This is a genomic window from Pseudomonadales bacterium, from assembly GCA_024234615.1.
Taxonomy (GTDB): domain Bacteria; phylum Pseudomonadota; class Gammaproteobacteria; order Pseudomonadales; family IMCC2047; genus JAJFKB01.
In genome coordinates this window covers 269,883-287,520 of record JACKNY010000001.1, presented here as the reverse complement: position 1 = coordinate 287,520, position 17,638 = coordinate 269,883, and the positions used below count along the sequence as shown (strand labels likewise).

General features: G+C 47.9%; 25 protein-coding genes and 1 other annotated feature. All 25 genes read right to left on the bottom strand.

Features of this window, described 5'->3' with window-relative positions:
• Positions 1–3 precede the first annotated feature (3 nt).
• The 25 genes from rpmD to rpoC all read right to left on the bottom strand — a co-directional run bounded on the left by rpmD (position 4) and on the right by rpoC (position 17,581).
• Positions 4–192, bottom strand: a complete 189-nt coding sequence (gene rpmD / locus H6995_01400) for a 50S ribosomal protein L30 (protein MCP5213644.1) — start codon at positions 190–192, stop codon at positions 4–6.
• 4 nt (positions 193–196) lie between these two features.
• Positions 197–697, bottom strand: a complete 501-nt coding sequence (rpsE, locus tag H6995_01395) for a 30S ribosomal protein S5 (GenBank protein MCP5213643.1) — start codon at positions 695–697, stop codon at positions 197–199.
• A gap of 10 nt (positions 698–707) precedes the next feature.
• Positions 708–1,058: a 50S ribosomal protein L18 gene (rplR, locus tag H6995_01390; GenBank protein MCP5213642.1), complete on the bottom strand. Its 351-nt coding sequence runs from the start codon at positions 1,056–1,058 to the stop codon at positions 708–710.
• An 8-nt stretch (positions 1,059–1,066) separates the two neighbouring features.
• Positions 1,067–1,600 carry a 50S ribosomal protein L6 gene (gene rplF / locus H6995_01385; protein ID MCP5213641.1) on the bottom strand — a complete coding sequence of 178 codons (534 nt, stop codon included), beginning with the start codon at positions 1,598–1,600 and terminating at the stop codon, positions 1,067–1,069.
• A 9-nt stretch (positions 1,601–1,609) separates the two neighbouring features.
• A complete protein-coding gene (gene rpsH / locus H6995_01380; GenBank protein ID MCP5213640.1) occupies positions 1,610–2,005 on the bottom strand; it encodes a 30S ribosomal protein S8 in 396 nt (131 codons plus the stop codon).
• A gap of 32 nt (positions 2,006–2,037) precedes the next feature.
• Positions 2,038–2,343, bottom strand: coding sequence for a 30S ribosomal protein S14 (rpsN, locus tag H6995_01375; protein ID MCP5213639.1), 306 nt, complete (start codon positions 2,341–2,343; stop codon positions 2,038–2,040).
• Between the two features lie 12 nt (positions 2,344–2,355).
• Entirely contained in the window at positions 2,356–2,895 is a 540-nt protein-coding gene (gene rplE / locus H6995_01370; protein MCP5213638.1) for a 50S ribosomal protein L5, read from the bottom strand.
• 18 nt (positions 2,896–2,913) lie between these two features.
• Entirely contained in the window at positions 2,914–3,231 is a 318-nt protein-coding gene (gene rplX, locus H6995_01365) for a 50S ribosomal protein L24 (GenBank protein ID MCP5213637.1), read from the bottom strand.
• A gap of 26 nt (positions 3,232–3,257) precedes the next feature.
• The gene (gene rplN, locus H6995_01360; protein ID MCP5213636.1) at positions 3,258–3,626 is read right to left on the bottom strand and encodes a 50S ribosomal protein L14; all 369 of its coding nucleotides are present in this window, start codon (positions 3,624–3,626) and stop codon (positions 3,258–3,260) included.
• A 65-nt stretch (positions 3,627–3,691) separates the two neighbouring features.
• Entirely contained in the window at positions 3,692–3,955 is a 264-nt protein-coding gene (gene rpsQ, locus H6995_01355; protein MCP5213635.1) for a 30S ribosomal protein S17, read from the bottom strand.
• Between the two features lies 1 nt (position 3,956).
• The gene (rpmC, locus tag H6995_01350) at positions 3,957–4,148 is read right to left on the bottom strand and encodes a 50S ribosomal protein L29 (GenBank protein ID MCP5213634.1); all 192 of its coding nucleotides are present in this window, start codon (positions 4,146–4,148) and stop codon (positions 3,957–3,959) included.
• A complete protein-coding gene (gene rplP, locus H6995_01345; protein ID MCP5213633.1) occupies positions 4,148–4,561 on the bottom strand; it encodes a 50S ribosomal protein L16 in 414 nt (137 codons plus the stop codon). Before rplP ends, rpmC begins: the two co-directional genes overlap by 1 nt.
• 19 nt (positions 4,562–4,580) lie before the next feature.
• Complete coding sequence (rpsC, locus tag H6995_01340) at positions 4,581–5,273, bottom strand: 30S ribosomal protein S3 (GenBank protein MCP5213632.1); 693 nt, start codon at positions 5,271–5,273, stop codon at positions 4,581–4,583.
• A 26-nt stretch (positions 5,274–5,299) separates the two neighbouring features.
• The gene (gene rplV, locus H6995_01335; GenBank protein MCP5213631.1) at positions 5,300–5,632 is read right to left on the bottom strand and encodes a 50S ribosomal protein L22; all 333 of its coding nucleotides are present in this window, start codon (positions 5,630–5,632) and stop codon (positions 5,300–5,302) included.
• 28 nt (positions 5,633–5,660) lie between these two features.
• Positions 5,661–5,936, bottom strand: coding sequence for a 30S ribosomal protein S19 (gene rpsS / locus H6995_01330; protein ID MCP5213630.1), 276 nt, complete (start codon positions 5,934–5,936; stop codon positions 5,661–5,663).
• Positions 5,937–5,957: 21 nt separating this feature from the next.
• Entirely contained in the window at positions 5,958–6,791 is an 834-nt protein-coding gene (gene rplB, locus H6995_01325; GenBank protein MCP5213629.1) for a 50S ribosomal protein L2, read from the bottom strand.
• 3 nt (positions 6,792–6,794) lie between these two features.
• Positions 6,795–7,097, bottom strand: a complete 303-nt coding sequence (gene rplW, locus H6995_01320; GenBank protein MCP5213628.1) for a 50S ribosomal protein L23 — start codon at positions 7,095–7,097, stop codon at positions 6,795–6,797.
• Positions 7,094–7,705 carry a 50S ribosomal protein L4 gene (gene rplD, locus H6995_01315; GenBank protein ID MCP5213627.1) on the bottom strand — a complete coding sequence of 204 codons (612 nt, stop codon included), beginning with the start codon at positions 7,703–7,705 and terminating at the stop codon, positions 7,094–7,096. Before rplD ends, rplW begins: the two co-directional genes overlap by 4 nt.
• A 13-nt stretch (positions 7,706–7,718) precedes the next feature.
• Positions 7,719–8,363, bottom strand: a complete 645-nt coding sequence (gene rplC / locus H6995_01310; GenBank protein MCP5213626.1) for a 50S ribosomal protein L3 — start codon at positions 8,361–8,363, stop codon at positions 7,719–7,721.
• A gap of 18 nt (positions 8,364–8,381) precedes the next feature.
• Positions 8,382–8,445, bottom strand: a sequence feature (possible 23S ribosomal RNA but 16S or 23S rRNA prediction is too short).
• A gap of 18 nt (positions 8,446–8,463) precedes the next feature.
• A complete protein-coding gene (gene rpsJ / locus H6995_01305; protein MCP5213625.1) occupies positions 8,464–8,775 on the bottom strand; it encodes a 30S ribosomal protein S10 in 312 nt (103 codons plus the stop codon).
• Positions 8,776–8,929: 154 nt separating this feature from the next.
• Positions 8,930–10,120: an elongation factor Tu gene (gene tuf, locus H6995_01300; GenBank protein MCP5213624.1), complete on the bottom strand. Its 1,191-nt coding sequence runs from the start codon at positions 10,118–10,120 to the stop codon at positions 8,930–8,932.
• Positions 10,121–10,150: 30 nt separating this feature from the next.
• Complete coding sequence (gene fusA, locus H6995_01295) at positions 10,151–12,250, bottom strand: elongation factor G (GenBank protein MCP5213623.1); 2,100 nt, start codon at positions 12,248–12,250, stop codon at positions 10,151–10,153.
• Positions 12,251–12,287: 37 nt separating this feature from the next.
• Entirely contained in the window at positions 12,288–12,761 is a 474-nt protein-coding gene (gene rpsG, locus H6995_01290) for a 30S ribosomal protein S7 (GenBank protein ID MCP5213622.1), read from the bottom strand.
• A gap of 107 nt (positions 12,762–12,868) precedes the next feature.
• Positions 12,869–13,240: a 30S ribosomal protein S12 gene (gene rpsL / locus H6995_01285; protein ID MCP5213621.1), complete on the bottom strand. Its 372-nt coding sequence runs from the start codon at positions 13,238–13,240 to the stop codon at positions 12,869–12,871.
• Between the two features lie 117 nt (positions 13,241–13,357).
• Positions 13,358–17,581: a DNA-directed RNA polymerase subunit beta' gene (gene rpoC, locus H6995_01280; GenBank protein ID MCP5213620.1), complete on the bottom strand. Its 4,224-nt coding sequence runs from the start codon at positions 17,579–17,581 to the stop codon at positions 13,358–13,360.
• Positions 17,582–17,638 lie beyond the last annotated feature (57 nt).

The following is a 17,638-nucleotide window of genomic DNA, read 5'->3' as shown; positions in this document are numbered from 1 at the left end:
CCTTTACTCTCCTACCACGCTAACCATGTAGTTAACTTTATTGATCATGCCACGTACCGCAGGAGTATCTTCCAACTCAACAGTGTGACCGATTCGACGCAAACCTAACCCACGCAAGGTTTCTTTGTGCTTCGGTAAACGTCCGATCGCGCTGCGCGTCATGGTCACCTGAATTCGTTTCGCTTTAGCCATGACTCTATCCCACTATATCTTCAACAGACTTGCCACGTTTCGCAGCAATATCTTCAGGCGCTTTCATATTCTGCAACCCTTTGAAGGTTGCGCGCACCACGTTTACCGGATTAGTTGAGCCGTAGCACTTTGCCAGTACGTTTTGCACTCCGGCAAGCTCCAACACTGCGCGCATTGCACCGCCAGCAATAATTCCCGTACCTTCCGAAGCTGGCTGCATATACACCTTTGAAGCACCATGCCGCGCCTTAATAGGATACTGAAGAGTGTGTCCATTGAGGCTGACGCTAATCATATTACGTCGTGCTGACTCCATTGCTTTCTGGATCGCAACTGGCACTTCTCGAGCCTTACCGCGACCAAAGCCTACGCGACCCTTACCATCTCCAACCACTGTTAATGCAGTAAATCCAAAAATCCGACCACCCTTCACCACTTTCGCGACGCGGTTGACCTGGACTAACTTTTCCTGCATATCAATGCTAGTTTGCTCGTTGTCTGCCATGATTTAACCCTTAAAATTCCAGACCGCCTTCGCGGGCTGCCTCGGCCAATGCTTTTATTCGACCATGATATTTGAATCCCGAACGGTCAAACGCCACCTTCTCAATACCGGCTTGCTTGGCGCGCTCTGCTATTAACGCACCCACTTTTCCGGCCGCGTCCACGTTACCGGTTTTATCCTGACGCAGATCTTTATCAAGCGTCGAGGCTTCAACCAACACTTCACCACCAGTTGGCGCAATAATCTGGGCGTAAATATGACGTGGCGTCCGATTAACACACAACCGGTTGACCTCCAGCTCACGAATTTTGTACCGTGTTTTGTGACTACGGCGTAATCGGGCAACTTTTTTCTCGCTCATACTGCTACCTATTTCTTCTTGGCTTCTTTACGGCGTACAAATTCGCCAGAGTAACGAACACCTTTACCCTTATAAGGCTCGGGTGGTCGGAATGCACGAATCTCTGCCGCCACCTGACCAACCTGCTGCTTGTCAATGCCACTCAATACGACTTCTGTTTGCGTCGGGGCTTCCGCAGTTACGCCCTGAGGCAGTTCGTAGTCAACCGGATGAGAAAAGCCAAGCGTTAAATTAACTGTGTTTCCGCTGACTTTTGCACGGTAACCAACCCCCTGCAACTCCAGCTTCCTCTCAAAGCCCGTAGATACGCCTATCACCATATTATTGACTAACGCTCTTGTAGTCCCGGACATTGCTCGCGATAACTTAGCGCCATCACGCGCAGCAAACACAAGCTGATTATCTTCTTGCTTAACTTCTACCGATGAATGCACCTCCAGTGTTAAATTGCCTTTTTTGCCCTTGACGTTCATCGTCTGGCCTTTAAGACTTATTTCAACACCCGAAGGTAATTCAACTGGATTCTTCGCTACCCTAGACATATTTTAATCCTAGAAAACGGTACAAATTATTTCGCCACCAACGCCAACCGCCTGTGCCGCTTTATCGGTCATTACGCCTTTGGAAGTTGAGACGATTGAAACACCCAACCCACCGCGTACCTTCGGCAACTCGTCTTTACCTTTATACAAACGCAATCCGGGGCGGCTCGCTCGCTTGATTTCCTCGATGACAGGTTTGCCTTCGAAATATTTCAAATCAATACTCAAGGAGGGCTTGATCTTATCACCCTCAGTGCGATAGTCACCGATAAACCCTTCTTCTTTCAGCACTTTAGCCACCGACACCTTCATCTTTGAAGAAGGCATAACCACGGAAGGTTTAGCGGCCAACTGCGCGTTGCGAATACGGGTAAACATATCCGCCAAAGTATCTTGCATGCTCATTTTAAAGTTGCGCTCCTAATTCTGTTTCAATCTTACCAGCTGGACTTTTTCAGTCCGGCGATATCACCACGCATTGCGGCTTCACGCAACTTGTTTCTTCCCAGCCGAAATTTGCGATAGACACCATGTGGACGGCCAGTGATCTGACAGCGGTTCCGTAGTCTTGATCGACTCGCATCGCGCGGCATTGCCTGTAATTTCTTTTGAGCGTCCCAACGTTCTTCATCGCTCAAAGACATATTACAAATAGCCGCCTTTAACTCAGCACGCTTTTTTGCGTACTTAGCGACAATACGTTCGCGCTTCTTTTCGCGCTCGACCATGGAAGTCTTTGCCATCGTTAATCGATCCTATTCCTTGAAGGGAAAATTTAAGGCTTTTAAAAGTGCACGCCCTTCTTCATTACTGTTCGCCGTGGTGGTAACGGTTATATCCAAACCACGAATCTTGTCTACCTTATCGAAATCAATTTCCGGGAAAATGATCTGCTCTTTAACACCCATGCTGTAATTTCCACGACCATCAAATGACTTCCCACTCAAACCACGAAAGTCTCTTACACGAGGAACCGCCACATCGATCAAGCGATCAAGAAATTCCCACATGCGATCATTGCGCAACGTCACTTTACAGCCGATAGGATAACCTTCACGAACCTTGAAGCCCGCAATAGATTTACGTGCTTTGGTGATCTGCGGTTTTTGGCCGGAAATCAATTGCATATCAGAAACTGCATTTTCAATTAACTTCTTGTCCCCCAGTGCCTCACCAACCCCCATATTAAGGGTTACTTTGGTCACCTTAGGTACCTGCATCACATTTTGGTAACCGAACTCCTTCTTCAGAGAGTCGACTACTTCCGCTTTATAAAGATCTTTTAATCTCGACATCTTAATTTCCAGTCACTATTACGCGTCGATCGTTTCTTGATTCGACTTATAAATTCGAACTTTGGAGCCATCCTCCAAAACCTTTACACCTACGCGATCGGCTTTATTGGTTGCGCTGTTGTATATCGCCACATTAGAGATGTGGATCGACGCCTCTTTCTCAACGATACCACCGGCAGCGCCTTTCATAGGGTTTGGTTTGGTATGACGTTTTGCCATATTAATCCCAGAAACTATGAGACGATCGTTTTGCAATACCCGCGACACTTTCCCGCGCTTACCCTTATCACGACCCGCAATAACAATTACTTCGTCATCTCGTCTGATTTTATTCATCACTGGTCTCTCTAAATTCAATCCGCTTACAGTACTTCCGGCGCCAATGAAATAATTTTCATAAACTTTTCGCTGCGTAATTCGCGCGTTACCGGGCCAAAAATACGAGTGCCTATGGGTGCATGCTGTTGGTTTAACAACACGGCAGCATTACCGTCAAAACGGATAATCGAACCATCGGAGCGTCGCACACCTTTCCTGGTACGCACGACCACTGCATTCATCACTTGGCCTTTTTTAACACGACCACGAGGAATCGCCTCTTTTACTGTCACTTTAATGATGTCGCCAATACGCGCATACCGTCGATGCGAACCGCCCAAAACTTTAATACACATGACTCGACGGGCACCGCTGTTATCTGCCACATCAAGCATTGATTCTGTTTGAATCATTGGTCACTCCAAACCCTATAGACTGCAACTGTCAATCGTTCGCAAACTACTGCGCAATTAACCACTTAAACTTCTACTGCACGCTCTTCAATCCGCTCTAACATCCAAGACTTGGTCTTCGAAATAGGACGAGATTCTTTAATAGTGACAATATCGCCACTATTGCACTCATTATTCTCATCGTGCGCTCTCAACTTGGTGGAACGCTTTACGTACTTGCCGTAAATGGGGTGCTTAATACGATTCTCCACCAGCACCACGATCGATTTATCCATTTTGTTACTGACCACTTTACCCGTAACGGTTCTAGCGTTCGTTTGCTCTGCCATCTCAGTTTCCTGCCTTCTGTGACAACACGGTTTTTACTCGTGCTATATCTTTGCGCACTTGGCCTAGCAAGTGTGATTGGCCTAATTGCCCACTTGTTTTTTGCATTCTTAAATTAAATTGCTCGCGTAAAAGCCCTAGCAATTCTTTATTTAAATCCTCTGTGGATTTTTCTCGTAAATCAGCTGCTTTCATCACATCACCGTTCGCGTTACGAATGTCGTTGCTATGGGCAATTTAACAGCGGCAAGCGCAAATGCTTCTCTCGCCAGCTCTTCAGACACCCCTTCCATTTCATAGAGGACGCGTCCAGGTTGAATCTGACAAACCCAGTATTCAACACTACCCTTACCTTTACCTTGCCTAACCTCAAGTGGTTTTTTAGTGATTGGTTTATCTGGGAAAATACGAATCCAGATTTTGCCACCACGCTTAACATGCCGCGTCATCGCTCGACGGGCGGCTTCAATTTGGCGTGCCGTAATCCGACCTCGCCCAATCGCTTTTAATCCATATTCGCCAAAGCTTACTTTGCTGCCACGAATCGCTAAACCGCGATTACGGCCTTTCATCATTTTGCGAAATTTTGTACGTTTCGGTTGTAACATCGTTCTAATTCCTTACCCGTTACCGCGCGCCTTTAGCAGCCTGTTTAGCCTTTGCATTTCGCTCAGCTCTGACCTGCTCAATACCGCCAAGAATCTCACCTTTAAATATCCACACTTTGACACCAATAATACCGTAGGTTGTCGATGCCTCACTGGTAGCGTAATCTATATCCGCTCGCAAGGTGTGCAATGGTACTCGACCTTCACGATACCATTCTGTTCGTGCAATTTCAGCGCCGCCTAAACGACCACCTACTTGAATTTTGATACCGCCGGCACCAATTCGCATTGCATTTTGCACAGCTCGCTTCATCGCTCGACGGAACATGACTCGACGCTCTAGCTGGCTAGCAACACTATCTGCCACCAATTGCGCATCCAACTCAGGCTTACGCACTTCTTCAATATTGATCTGAACTGGAACGCCCATCATTCTGCCGAGGTCGTTTCTCAGCTTTTCAACATCTTCACCCTTCTTGCCAATAACAATGCCTGGTCGTGCGCTATAGATAGTAATACGCGCATTTTGCGCTGGACGCTCAATCAGCACCCGGCTTACGGACGCACTCTTTAACTTATCCAAAATGTATTCGCGCACCTGCAAGTCGTTCAACAGGTTTTTAGCGTACTCTTCTCCATTGGCATACCAGATCGAATTATGATCCTTGACAATGCCTAGTCGTATGCCGGTTGGATGTACTTTCTGACCCATTTTAGCTCCCAGTATCTGCTTAGCTTTTAGCTATCTGCAACTTTAACGGTAATATGACAAGAGCGTTTAAATATACGATCTGCCCGGCCTTTGGCACGCGGCTTGATACGCTTCATTGTCATTCCTTCGTCGACAAACACTGTCGACACCTTTAACTCGTCCACATCAGCGCCTTCATTGTTTTCTGCGTTTGCAATCGCAGAGTCCAGCACCTTTTTCATGATTGCTGCACCCTTTTTCGGACTGAATGTGAGTATGCTTAGTGCATCTTCCACCGTCTTGCCACGAATCTGGTCAGCCACTAGACGCGCCTTCTGAGCAGAAAGTCTCGCACCTTTTAACCTTGCCATAGTTTCCATCAAAATATCCTCTCACCAGGCCTTAGTATCAACGTTTGGCCTTTTTGTCAGCCGCATGACCGCGATAGGTACGAGTGGCTGCAAACTCACCCAATTTATGACCTACCATATCCTCGGTAATAAATACCGGCACATGCTGACGCCCGTTATGCACGGCGATTGTTAACCCCACAAATTCTGGGAAAACCGTAGACCGACGCGACCATGTTTTTATGGGGCGCTTGTCATTTTTTTCTAGCGCCGTTTCTACCTTCTTCATAAGATGAAGATCTGCAAACGGCCCTTTTTTTAATGAACGTGGCACAGTATTTTATCCTCTTACTCGCTATTTCTTGGCCGATCGCTTACGAACGATCAGTTTATCGGTACGCTTGTTACTGCGTGTTTTATAGCCTTTAGTGGGAGTACCCCAAGGCGATACTGGGTGCCGACCACCGGAAGTTTTACCTTCACCACCACCATGCGGGTGATCTACTGGATTCATCACGACACCACGCACGGTTGGCCTTACACCGCGCCATCTCGTGGCTCCGGCTTTACCCAACTGTCGCAAGCTGTGCTCACTATTACTCACTTCACCAATAGTAGCTCGACACTCGGACAAAATCTTACGCATTTCTCCCGATCGCAACCGCAAAGTACAGTAAGCACCATCGCGGGCGACCAGCTGCACTGAAGTACCAGCACTACGCGCAACCTGAGCACCCTTACCTGGCTTCATCTCCACACAATGCACCACTGAACCTAATGGAATGTTCCGCATCGGCAAACAGTTACCATTTTTTATTGGCGCATCATTACCGGACTGAATAGAGTCTCCAGCTTTCATTCCCTTTGAGGCAATAATGTAGCGACGCTCACCATCCGCATAGAGAACGAGAGCTATATTCGCGGAGCGGTTAGGATCGTACTCAAGCCGCTCTATCTTGGCCGGTATACCATCCTTATCATTGCGACGGAAATCAATCACCCGATAGTGCTGCTTATGTCCACCGCCCACATGACGCGTTGTAATACGACCATTATTATTACGACCACCGCCCTTTGACTGACTTTCTAACAGTGGCGCATAGGGGCTTCCCTTATGCAAATCAGGATGCACCACTTTAACCACATGACGTCGGCCAGGCGAGGTTGGTTTACACTTAATAATTGCCATGATCTATGCCTTCTCCACGCTCAAAAAGTCGATATCCTGACCTTCTTGCAAACTCACGTAAGCTTTACGCAAATCGCTTCGCTTACCCATACCATAACGCGTACGCTTGCGCTTACCTTTAAGGTTACTCACCTGAACGGCATCGACTTTTACATTAAACAGCTGCTCAACCGCCGCTTTAATTTCCGGCTTTGTAGCATCTGGCGCCACACGGAAAACAACCTGATTTTGCTTCTCCCCTACCACTGTTGCTTTTTCAGAGATATGCGGGCCTAACAGAACCTTAAATATACGCTCTGGGTTCATCCTAATAACTCCTCAAATTTTTTGAGGGCGGCAACCGTGATCAACACTTTGTCGTATGCAATCAAACTAACCGGATCAGCTCCAGCAACATCACATACACCAACGTGCGGCAGGTTGCGCGCAGCCAAATACAAATTTTCACCCACTTCCTCTGACACCACCAATACATTTGCGGGCAGATCGAATTCTTTTAATTTGCTGATCATCGATTTGGTCTTGGGCTGATCTAAATCAATACTCTCAACCATGACCAACCGGTCTTGTCTCAACAGCTCGGACAAAATAGAACGCATTGCTGCGCGATACATTTTTCTGTTAACTTTTTGCGAGTGGTTCTGCGGCTTGGCAGCGAATGTCACACCACCGCTACGCCAGATAGGGCTTCTTATCGTGCCCGCTCGCGCACGCCCAGTACCCTTTTGACGCCATGGCTTTTTCCCCCCACCACTTACTTCCGAGCGAGTCTTTTGAGCACGCGATCCTTGCCGAGCACCCGCCATATAAGCGGTAACCACTTGATGCACTAACGCTTCATTAAACTCTCGACCAAAGGCGACTTCCGACAGCTCTACCTTTGATTTATCTGCTCCCACGATTGCTAAACTCATTCTTTATGCCCTCTTAGCTACGCGCTTTAACAGCAGTTTTGACCAGCACGTCGCCGCCCGGCGCTCCGGGCACCGGACCCTTCACTAACAACAGGTTACGCTCAACATCCACACGTACAATCTCTAAATTTTGCACGGTGACTCGCTCGGCACCCATATGGCCCGCCATTTTTTTACCTTTAACTACTCGGCCAGGCGTTTGACACTGTCCGATCGAACCTGCCGAACGATGTGACCGCGAGTTACCGTGCGTAGCATCCTGCATACTAAAATTCCAACGCTTGATAGCCCCAGCAAAACCTTTACCCTTTGAACGGCCTGTCACATCGATAGCCTGGCCTTCTTCAAAAACCGCAACCGTAATTTCATCACCGATATTGATATCAGCCAACTCATTTTCGGCCACACGATTTTCCCACAACAGACGACCTGCAGTGACGTTGGCTTTGGCATAGTGCCCAATCAGCGGTTTAGATACATGAGAAGCTTTACGCTCGCCGACGGCGAACTGAATGGCAGAGTAGCCATCACTGGCTACCGTTTTTATCTGAGTTACGCGGTTTGGTTCAACCTCGATAACTGTGACAGGTATGGAAGCACCCTCATCAGTGAAAACGCGGGTCATACCGCTCTTTCGTCCGACTATTCCAATAGTCATACTAACCTCGATACCAGTGTGTACGGGACTTTAACCCTCTTCGGTCGCGCTTCTCAGCACGTTCCACTGATTGTTTTAAATTAAGTCGTTAAACGCAAACTTAGCCCAGGCTAATTTGCACATCCACGCCCGCAGCAAGATCTAGCTTCATCAGAGCATCAACTGTTTTCTCAGTTGGCTCAACTATATCCAACAAACGCTTATGGGTACGTATCTCATATTGATCACGCGCATCCTTGTTGACGTGCGGAGAAATCAATACAGTAAATTTTTCCTTTCGGGTCGGCAGCGGGATCGGACCACGCACCTGCGCACCAGTGCGCTTCGCTGTCTCAACAATCTCCAGGGTCGATGCATCGATTAATCGATGATCAAACGCTTTCAGCCTAATTCGAATTTTCTGGTTTTGCATTTAGCAAATGCTCCAACAATTTCAATAACTTCGTTACACCACCCCCGAAAAGGGAAGCGCATTGTAAGTACCTGACCGCCTAGTGTCAAGCTTATTTGACACTAAAAAAAGAGACCCTTTAAAGGGTCTCTTTTTGCTAAAAATCGAAGACAGATTACTCGATAATTTTACTAACGACACCAGCACCAACAGTACGACCACCTTCACGAATCGCAAAGCGTAGCCCATCTTCCATCGCAATCGGCGCAATCAAAGTCACTGTCATCTGAATGTTATCACCCGGCATCACCATCTCGACACCTTCCGGCAATTCACAAGCGCCCGTGACATCCGTGGTACGGAAGTAAAACTGCGGACGATACCCTTTGAAGAAAGGTGTGTGTCTGCCGCCTTCGTCTTTTGACAGAACATACACTTCCGCTTCAAACTTGGTGTGCGGCGTAATCGAACCCGGCTTCGCTAATACCTGACCACGCTCTACTTCTTCACGCTTAGTACCACGCAACAGAACTCCAACGTTTTCACCAGCTCGACCTTCATCCAGCAACTTACGGAACATCTCAACACCGGTACAGGTCGTCTTGGTGGTCTCTTTAATACCAACAATCGAAATCTCTTCTCCCACCTTAACCACACCACGCTCAACTCGACCCGTAACCACCGTGCCACGACCAGAAATCGAGAACACGTCTTCTATCGGCATCAAAAACGGCTGATCGATCGCACGCTCCGGCTCAGGAATGTATTCGTCCAACGTTTCAACCAGCTTCTGCACTGCCGGCATGCCAATATCAGAAGTATCACCTTCCAGAGCCTTCAAGGCTGAACCCACAATAATAGGAGTATCATCACCCGGAAAATCGTATTGATCCAACAGCTCACGTACTTCCATCTCAACCAGCTCGACCAGCTCTTCATCATCAACCATGTCCGCTTTGTTCAAGAACACGACAATATAGGGAACGCCAACCTGACGCGACAACAGTATGTGCTCACGGGTTTGGGGCATCGGACCATCCGCGGCCGAACAGACCAAAATCGCTCCGTCCATCTGCGCCGCACCCGTGATCATGTTCTTCACATAATCCGCGTGCCCAGGACAGTCAACGTGAGCATAGTGACGCTTTGGCGAATCATATTCTACGTGGGAGGTCGCAATCGTAATACCGCGCTCTCTTTCTTCCGGCGCATTATCAATACCATCAAACGCGACTGCAGTACCACCCCAGGTCTCCGCACACACTCGCGTCAACGCCGCTGTCAGCGTCGTCTTACCATGATCCACGTGACCAATTGTGCCCACATTAACGTGCGGTTTGTTCCGTTCAAATTTACCCTTAGACATGATTAGCCTCTTAATTCAACTCGTTATTTATTAAGCCTTATTGATGATTTGTTCAGCAATGCTGGACGGCGCTTCGGAGTATTTTTCAAACTCCATGGTATAGGTAGCACGACCCTGAGTCGCCGAACGAAGATCAGTAGCATAACCAAACATTTCCCCGAGCGGTACTTCAGCACGAATAATTTTACCCATCGACGAATCTTCCATGCCCTGAACCAAGCCACGACGACGATTTAAATCACCCATCACATCACCCATGTTTTCTTCCGGCGTTACTACCTCTACCTTCATAATTGGCTCAAGCAGTACTGCGCCACCATGTGTACGCAACTGTTTCGCCGCCATCGAACCAGCTATTTTAAAAGCCATTTCGTTGGAATCCACTTCATGGAAAGAACCATCGTACAGCGTTGCTTTTAAGCCCAGCAACGGATAACCCGCTAACACACCATTTTGCATTTGTTCGGCAATACCTTTTTCGACGGCAGGGATGTATTCCTTTGGAATCACACCGCCTACTACTTCATTAACAAATACCAGTTTATCCGCATTACCGTCTTCCGCAGGCTCAAACTTGACCCAAACATGACCATATTGACCACGGCCACCGGACTGGCGCACAAACTTGCCTTCAATATCACAGGTGTTACGAATCGCTTCACGGTACGCCACTTGCGGCTTACCTATATTGGCCTCAACACCAAATTCGCGGCGCATGCGATCAACAATAATATCCAGATGTAACTCGCCCATTCCTGAAATAATGGTTTGTCCGGTTTCTTGATCTGTTTTAACCCGGAAGGATGGATCTTCCTGCGCCAGCTTACCTAACGCAATACCCATTTTTTCCTGGTCAACTTTGGATTTCGGCTCCACTGCCACAGAAATAACCGGCTCTGGAAACTCCATTCGCTCAAGCGTAATAATGTGATTAGGATCACATAGAGTCTCGCCCGTGGTAACGTCCTTCAGACCAATACCCGCCGCAATATCTCCAGCCAACACTTCTTTAATTTCTTTACGGTCATTGGAGTGCATTTGCACCATCCGACCAATACGCTCTTTCTTGTGCTTCACCGGATTGTAGACAGTATCACCCGAATTCAATTTACCGGAATAAACACGGAAGAATGTCAGCGTTCCAACGAAGGGGTCCGTTGCAATTTTAAATGCCAACGCGGCAAATGGGGCGTTATCATCAGCTTCGCGAGTCGCCACAGTCACTTCGTCATCAAGCACACCATCGATTGCTTTAACCTCAGTAGGAGATGGCAGATACTCAATAACAGCATCCAACACAGCCTGAACACCTTTATTTTTAAAGGCTGAACCACCCAAAACTGGAACGATTTCATTAGCCAAGGTGCGTAGACGCAGGCCTTTTTTAATCTCTACTTCGCTTAAATCTCCACCCTCAAGATATTTCTCCATTAACTCATCGGTAGCTTCTGCCGCCGACTCAACTAAAAACTCGCGCATCTCTTCGCATACGGACTGCATATCGGCCGGAATATCTTGATATTCAAAAGTCATACCCTGATCAGCTTCATTCCAGATGATCGCTTTCATCTTGACTAGATCAACAACGCCCTTAAACTCATCTTCTGCGCCTATCGTCATTTGCAAAGGCACCGCCTTGGCACCCAAACGATCTTTCAGCTGTCTGACAACCATCATATAGTCGGCGCCAGCACGATCCATTTTGTTGACAAACACCATGCGTGGCACTTCATATTTGTTCGCTTGACGCCATACCGTCTCGGTCTGCGGCTGCACACCTGAGGACCCACACAGCACCACCACCGCACCGTCTAGCACCCGCAATGAACGCTCCACTTCAATAGTGAAATCAACGTGTCCAGGGGTATCAATAATATTGACTCGATGCTCCGGAAACTGCGCTTGCATACCTTTCCAAAAACAGGTTGTAGCTGCGGAGGTAATAGTAATACCCCGTTCCTGTTCCTGCTCCATCCAATCCATTGTCGCAGCGCCATCGTGCACTTCACCGATCTTATGAGACAGCCCTGTATAGAACAAGACTCGCTCTGTCGTAGTGGTTTTACCCGCATCTACGTGCGCACAAATACCGATATTCCGATAACGATTAATAGGCGTTAAACGAGCCACAACTGTATCCTCTAAATTTTGATTCTTTTAAATAAGCTTAAAAACGATAATGCGAGAAAGCTTTGTTTGCTTCAGCCATGCGGTGCACGTCTTCACGTTTTTTCACAGCAGCGCCTTTGCCTTCTGCGGCATCAAGAATTTCACCTGCCAATCGCAGAGACATGGACTTTTCACCGCGCTTACGAGCGAAATCTACTAACCAGCGCATCGCTAACGCCGCTTGACGGTCATGACGCACCTCAACCGGCACTTGATAGGTAGCACCGCCAACACGACGAGATTTAACCTCAACCATTGGTTGAATGGCTTCCAACGCTTTCTCGAATACTACGATGGGGTCCCCACTACCACTACGCTCCTGAACTTTATTCAAGGCACCATAAACAATACGCTCGGCGAGGGATTTCTTACCGCTGACCATGACGTGGTTCATGAATTTAGCCAGCACTTTACTACCGTACTTAGGATCAGGCAGTACTTCACGTTTAGCAACAACTCTTCTTCTTGGCATAATAATTACCTTATCAATTCAGGGTTTCCCAAGATACATTTCACTCGAAATCACTTGGCCTTACTATAGAGTTACGCATCGAAAATCACGCAACCCCATTTAAAACTTTACTTGGGTCGTTTGGTTCCATACTTGGATCGAGCCTGCTTACGATCGCTCACACCCGAAGTATCCAGACTGCCACGCACGGTATGGTAGCGCACACCCGGTAGATCTTTGACTCGACCGCCACGGATGAGAATTACTGAGTGCTCCTGCAAATTGTGACCCTCACCACCAATATATGAGGAAACCTCAAATCCGTTAGTCAAACGCACCCGACAGACTTTACGTAATGCAGAGTTTGGCTTTTTCGGCGTCGTGGTATAAACCCGCGTACAGACACCCCGCCGCTGAGGACAGGACTGTAACGCTGGCACGTCACTTTTGGCTACTTTCTTTTTACGTGGCTTACGAACCAATTGGTTGATCGTTGCCATTTAATACTCCAACTAGATAAAAAATAATGACAGGAATGCCCTGCCTATAATAAAGGATGCGAGATTCTAATGACCCCGCACCCATCCGTCAAGCAATATCACGCGAAGAAATGATTGCTAAGAACTGGAAATGTTCAGCGCTTCAGTAAGCGCCTGTTCCACTTCATCTGCGCTTACTGATCCAGCGCCAGCTTTAACTGCCGCTTCGGCTAAGCGTTTACGCTTACGCTCTGCGTGGTAAGCCAATCCAGTTCCAGCCGGAATTAAGCGACCGACTACTACGTTTTCCTTTAAGCCCCGCAGATAGTCTTTCTTGCCGGTTACCGCCGCTTCCGTCAACACTCGGGTTGTTTCCTGGAAAGATGCCGCTGAAATAAAGGATTCCGTCGCCAAGGATGCTTTGGTTATGCCTAACAGCAAGCGCTCAAATTCAGCAACCTCAACCTTACCTTTAACCGCCAACTCATTTGCTTCCAACAATGTATTGTATTCAACCTGATCACCTTTAATCAGGCTTGTGCCGCCAGCATTAGTCACATCGACTTTACGTAGCATTTGGCGCACGATGACTTCAATGTGCTTATCGTTAATAGCAACACCTTGCAAACGATAAACTTCCTGTATTTCGTCAACGATGTATTCCGCCAACGCGCTTACGCCCTTGAGACGGAGAATATCGTGTGGATTTGATGGGCCATCGGAAATAACCTCACCTTTCTCAACCTTCTCACCTTCAAAGACATTCAAAACACGCCATTTTGGAATCAGCTCTTCATAGTGATCACCACCATCGGTAGGCGTAATCACCAAGCGCTTCTTACCCTTAGTTTCTTTTCCGTAACTAATGGTCCCGGTAATTTCTGCCAGAATTGAAGACTCCTTTGGCTTACGCGCTTCGAACAGATCTGCTACGCGCGGCAAACCACCGGTAATATCTCGCGTTTTTGAACTTTCCTGCGGAATCCGCGCGATAATATCACCAATCGCCACATCCGCAGCATCACTCATACTCAGCAAGGCATTCGCTGGCAGCATGTAGTGCGCAGGCACTTCAGTACCCGCTAAGCATAGATCCTTACCCTTTTTATCAACCAGCTTGACCATTGGCCGCATATCTTTACCGGCCGCGGGGCGATCTTTCGGGTCGATCACCTGAATATTGGACAAACCTGTTAGCTCATCCGTCTGATGTTTAACAGTGATGCCATCTTCCATTTCATGGAATAAGACACGTCCTGCCACTTCCGTCACGATGGGGTGCGTATGCGGATCCCAGGTAGCGATCACCTGGCCCGCCTTCACTTTGGCGCCTTCCTTCGCTGTCAGCAAAGTACCATAGGGAATTTTGTAGCGTTCGCGCTCCCGACCGTGCTCATCCGCAATCGCCAGCGAGCCTGAACGAGATACAACCACAGACTCACCACCTTTGCGATCGATGTGCTTAACATTGTGCAAACGTAACACACCACCGTGCTTAATTTGCACGTTATCAACGGTAGAAGAGCTGGATGCCGCACCACCAATGTGGAAGGTACGCATCGTTAACTGCGTGCCAGGCTCACCAATCGATTGTGCAGCAATAACACCCACGGCTTCTCCGATATTGACCAGATGCCCACGACCCAAATCACGACCATAACAATTAGTACAGATACCATGCCGTATTTCGCAGCTAATGGGTGAACGCACCAGAATTTCGTCGATGTTATTTTCATCGATAAGCTGGACTTTCTTTTCATCAATCAGCGTTCCGGCCGGCAATACGATTTCGTCATCTTTACCCGGCACAGTGATATCCCGAGCAACAACACGACCTAACACGCGGTTCCCCAACGGCACAACTATCTCACCCCCTTCAATCAAGGGTGTCATCAGCAAACCATTTTCGGTTCCGCAGTCATGATCTGTCACCACGAGATCCTGAGCCACATCCACCAAACGGCGCGTTAAATATCCAGAGTTGGCTGTTTTTAGTGCCGTATCAGCAAGACCTTTACGAGCACCGTGGGTGGAAATAAAGTACTGTAATACCGACAAACCTTCACGGAAGTTTGCAGTAATAGGTGTTTCAATAATGGAGCCGTCCGGCTTCGCCATCAAACCACGCATACCGGCCAACTGTCGAATCTGCGCCGGAGAACCCCGTGCTCCCGAGTCGGCCATGATATAAACCGAGTTAAAGGACTCTTGATCCACTTCACTGCCATCTCGGGCGATAACTTTCTCGGTACCCAGCGTCGCCATCATCGCATTAGCAACCATTTCATTCGCGCGCGACCAGATATCCACGACCTTATTATATTTCTCACCCTGGGTGACCAAGCCAGAAGCATACTGCCCCTCAATCTCTTTCACCTCTATTTCCGCAGCGGCAATAATTTGGGCCTTTTCATCAGGAATAACAAAGTCATTTACACCGATCGAACAACCAGAAATCGTGGCATAATGAAAGCCGGTATACATTAACTGATCAGCAAAAATGACCGTTTCTTTCAAACCAACGTTGCGGTAGCAGCTGTTAATTAGGCGTGAAATCGCCTTTTTGGTCATTGGCTGATTAACCAGCGAAAAGGGTAACCCCTTGGGAACCACATTGAACAGAATGGCTCGCCCGGTGGTCGTTTCTACCAATTGAGTTGAGCATACATCTTCGACATCCGTGTTAATATCTCGCACAGTCTGGGTAATACGAATCTTAATCTTTGCCTGCAAATCCACTTGCTTTGCACCATAGGCACGCTGCAACTCTTCGATGTCGGCAAACATCATGCCTTCGCCCTTGGCATTAACACGTTCCCGGGTCATGTAGTACAGACCCAGCACCACATCCTGCGACGGGACAATAATCGGATCGCCGTTCGCTGGCGATAGAATATTGTTAGTCGACATCATCAATGCACGCGCTTCCATTTGTGCCTCAATGGTCAACGGCAGATGGACGGCCATTTGGTCACCATCAAAGTCTGCGTTATAGGCAGCACAAACTAGAGGGTGTAATTGGATCGCTTTACCTTCGATCAGCTCTGGCTCAAAGGCTTGAATACCAAGCCTATGCAATGTTGGCGCACGGTTAAGCATTACCGGATGCTCACGAATAACTTCCGCCAAAATATCCCATACTTCCGGGGTTTCTCGTTCAACCATTTTCTTCGCGGCTTTAATGGTGGTTGCCAAGCCGCGCAGTTCGAGCTTGCTAAAAATAAAAGGCTTGAACAGCTCTAGCGCCATCTTTTTCGGTAGCCCGCACTGATGCAGTTTCAGCCTAGGTCCGACAACAATCACCGAACGACCGGAATAGTCAACGCGCTTACCCAATAAGTTCTGACGGAAACGACCCTGTTTACCCTTGATCATATCAGCCAAAGATTTTAATGGACGCTTGTTGGAACCCGTGATAGCTCTCCCACGTCGTCCATTATCCAACAACGCATCCACTGACTCCTGCAGCATACGCTTTTCGTTACGCACGATGATATCTGGCGCGCTCAGTTCGAGCAGGCGCTTCAGACGGTTATTACGGTTAATCACACGGCGATATAAATCGTTCAAATCAGAAGTAGCAAAACGGCCACCGTCTAGTGGCACCAAAGGACGCAAATCTGGCGGCAATATCGGCAGCACATCCATCACCATCCATTCTGGCTTGTTGCCCGAAGCATGGAAAGCTTCCATCAGCTTTAAGCGTTTTGATAACTTTCGAATACGCGTTTCCGAATTAATATCGGGAATTTCATCGCGAATTGTTTTAATCTCGCCCTCTAAGTCCAGATCCTTCATTAATTCCTGAATGGCTTCAGCGCCCATTTTCGCGCTAAAGTCATCGCCGAACTCTTCCAGAGCTTCGAAATACTGCTCATCATTCAGAATTTGGCCCTGCTCCAAAGTGGTCATACCAGGGTCAATAACGATAAAAGACTCAAAGTACAGTACACGTTCGATATCACGTAGCGTCATATCCAGCAGCAAGCCAATACGTGAGGGTAACGATTTGAGGAACCAAATATGGGCAACCGGGCTAGCCAGCTCAATATGCCCCATGCGCTCACGACGCACTTTCGCCAACGCGACTTCAACGCCACATTTTTCACAGATCACGCCACGGTGTTTTAGCCGCTTATATTTGCCGCATAAACATTCATAATCCTTAACCGGTCCAAAGATTTTGGCACAGAACAGGCCATCCCGTTCCGGCTTGAAGGTACGATAGTTGATGGTTTCAGGTTTTTTTACTTCGCCAAAAGACCAGGAACGTATCATATCGGGTGACGCTAGCCCGATCCGAATGGAGTCGAACTCTTCATCGTGTGCTTGCGCTTTTAGTAGATTTAATAAATCTTTCATCAGTCACTTCTCCAGAAGGAGGTTTTGAATTTTATCGATTCAACGAGTTAGCCGAAC

Bases quoted from the DNA above. Each gene is read 5' to 3' on its own strand.
- rplE (MCP5213638.1), bottom strand. From the start codon at position 2,895: ATGTCGAGATTAAAAGATCTTTATAAAGCGGAAGTAGTCGACTCTCTG.
- rpsJ (MCP5213625.1), bottom strand. From the start codon at position 8,775: ATGCAAAACCAGAAAATTCGAATTAGGCTGAAAGCGTTTGATCATCGA.
- rplP (MCP5213633.1), bottom strand. From the start codon at position 4,561: ATGTTACAACCGAAACGTACAAAATTTCGCAAAATGATGAAAGGCCGT.
- rplN (MCP5213636.1), bottom strand. From the start codon at position 3,626: ATGATTCAAACAGAATCAATGCTTGATGTGGCAGATAACAGCGGTGCC.
- rpsL (MCP5213621.1), bottom strand. From the start codon at position 13,240: ATGGCAACGATCAACCAATTGGTTCGTAAGCCACGTAAAAAGAAAGTA.
- rpsC (MCP5213632.1), bottom strand. From the start codon at position 5,273: ATGGGTCAGAAAGTACATCCAACCGGCATACGACTAGGCATTGTCAAG.
- rpsE (MCP5213643.1), bottom strand. From the start codon at position 697: ATGGCAGACAACGAGCAAACTAGCATTGATATGCAGGAAAAGTTAGTC.
- rplC (MCP5213626.1), bottom strand. From the start codon at position 8,363: ATGACTATTGGAATAGTCGGACGAAAGAGCGGTATGACCCGCGTTTTC.
- tuf (MCP5213624.1), bottom strand. From the start codon at position 10,120: ATGTCTAAGGGTAAATTTGAACGGAACAAACCGCACGTTAATGTGGGC.
- rplD (MCP5213627.1), bottom strand. From the start codon at position 7,705: ATGAGTTTAGCAATCGTGGGAGCAGATAAATCAAAGGTAGAGCTGTCG.
- rpsN (MCP5213639.1), bottom strand. From the start codon at position 2,343: ATGGCAAAGACTTCCATGGTCGAGCGCGAAAAGAAGCGCGAACGTATT.
- rplW (MCP5213628.1), bottom strand. From the start codon at position 7,097: ATGAACCCAGAGCGTATATTTAAGGTTCTGTTAGGCCCGCATATCTCT.
- rplX (MCP5213637.1), bottom strand. From the start codon at position 3,231: ATGAATAAAATCAGACGAGATGACGAAGTAATTGTTATTGCGGGTCGT.
- rplV (MCP5213631.1), bottom strand. From the start codon at position 5,632: ATGGAAACTATGGCAAGGTTAAAAGGTGCGAGACTTTCTGCTCAGAAG.
- rplF (MCP5213641.1), bottom strand. From the start codon at position 1,600: ATGTCTAGGGTAGCGAAGAATCCAGTTGAATTACCTTCGGGTGTTGAA.
- rplR (MCP5213642.1), bottom strand. From the start codon at position 1,058: ATGAGCGAGAAAAAAGTTGCCCGATTACGCCGTAGTCACAAAACACGG.
- rpmC (MCP5213634.1), bottom strand. From the start codon at position 4,148: ATGAAAGCAGCTGATTTACGAGAAAAATCCACAGAGGATTTAAATAAA.
- rpsH (MCP5213640.1), bottom strand. From the start codon at position 2,005: ATGAGCATGCAAGATACTTTGGCGGATATGTTTACCCGTATTCGCAAC.
- rpmD (MCP5213644.1), bottom strand. From the start codon at position 192: ATGGCTAAAGCGAAACGAATTCAGGTGACCATGACGCGCAGCGCGATC.
- rpsG (MCP5213622.1), bottom strand. From the start codon at position 12,761: ATGCCAAGAAGAAGAGTTGTTGCTAAACGTGAAGTACTGCCTGATCCT.
- rpsQ (MCP5213635.1), bottom strand. From the start codon at position 3,955: ATGGCAGAGCAAACGAACGCTAGAACCGTTACGGGTAAAGTGGTCAGT.
- rpoC (MCP5213620.1), bottom strand. From the start codon at position 17,581: ATGAAAGATTTATTAAATCTACTAAAAGCGCAAGCACACGATGAAGAG.
- rplB (MCP5213629.1), bottom strand. From the start codon at position 6,791: ATGGCAATTATTAAGTGTAAACCAACCTCGCCTGGCCGACGTCATGTG.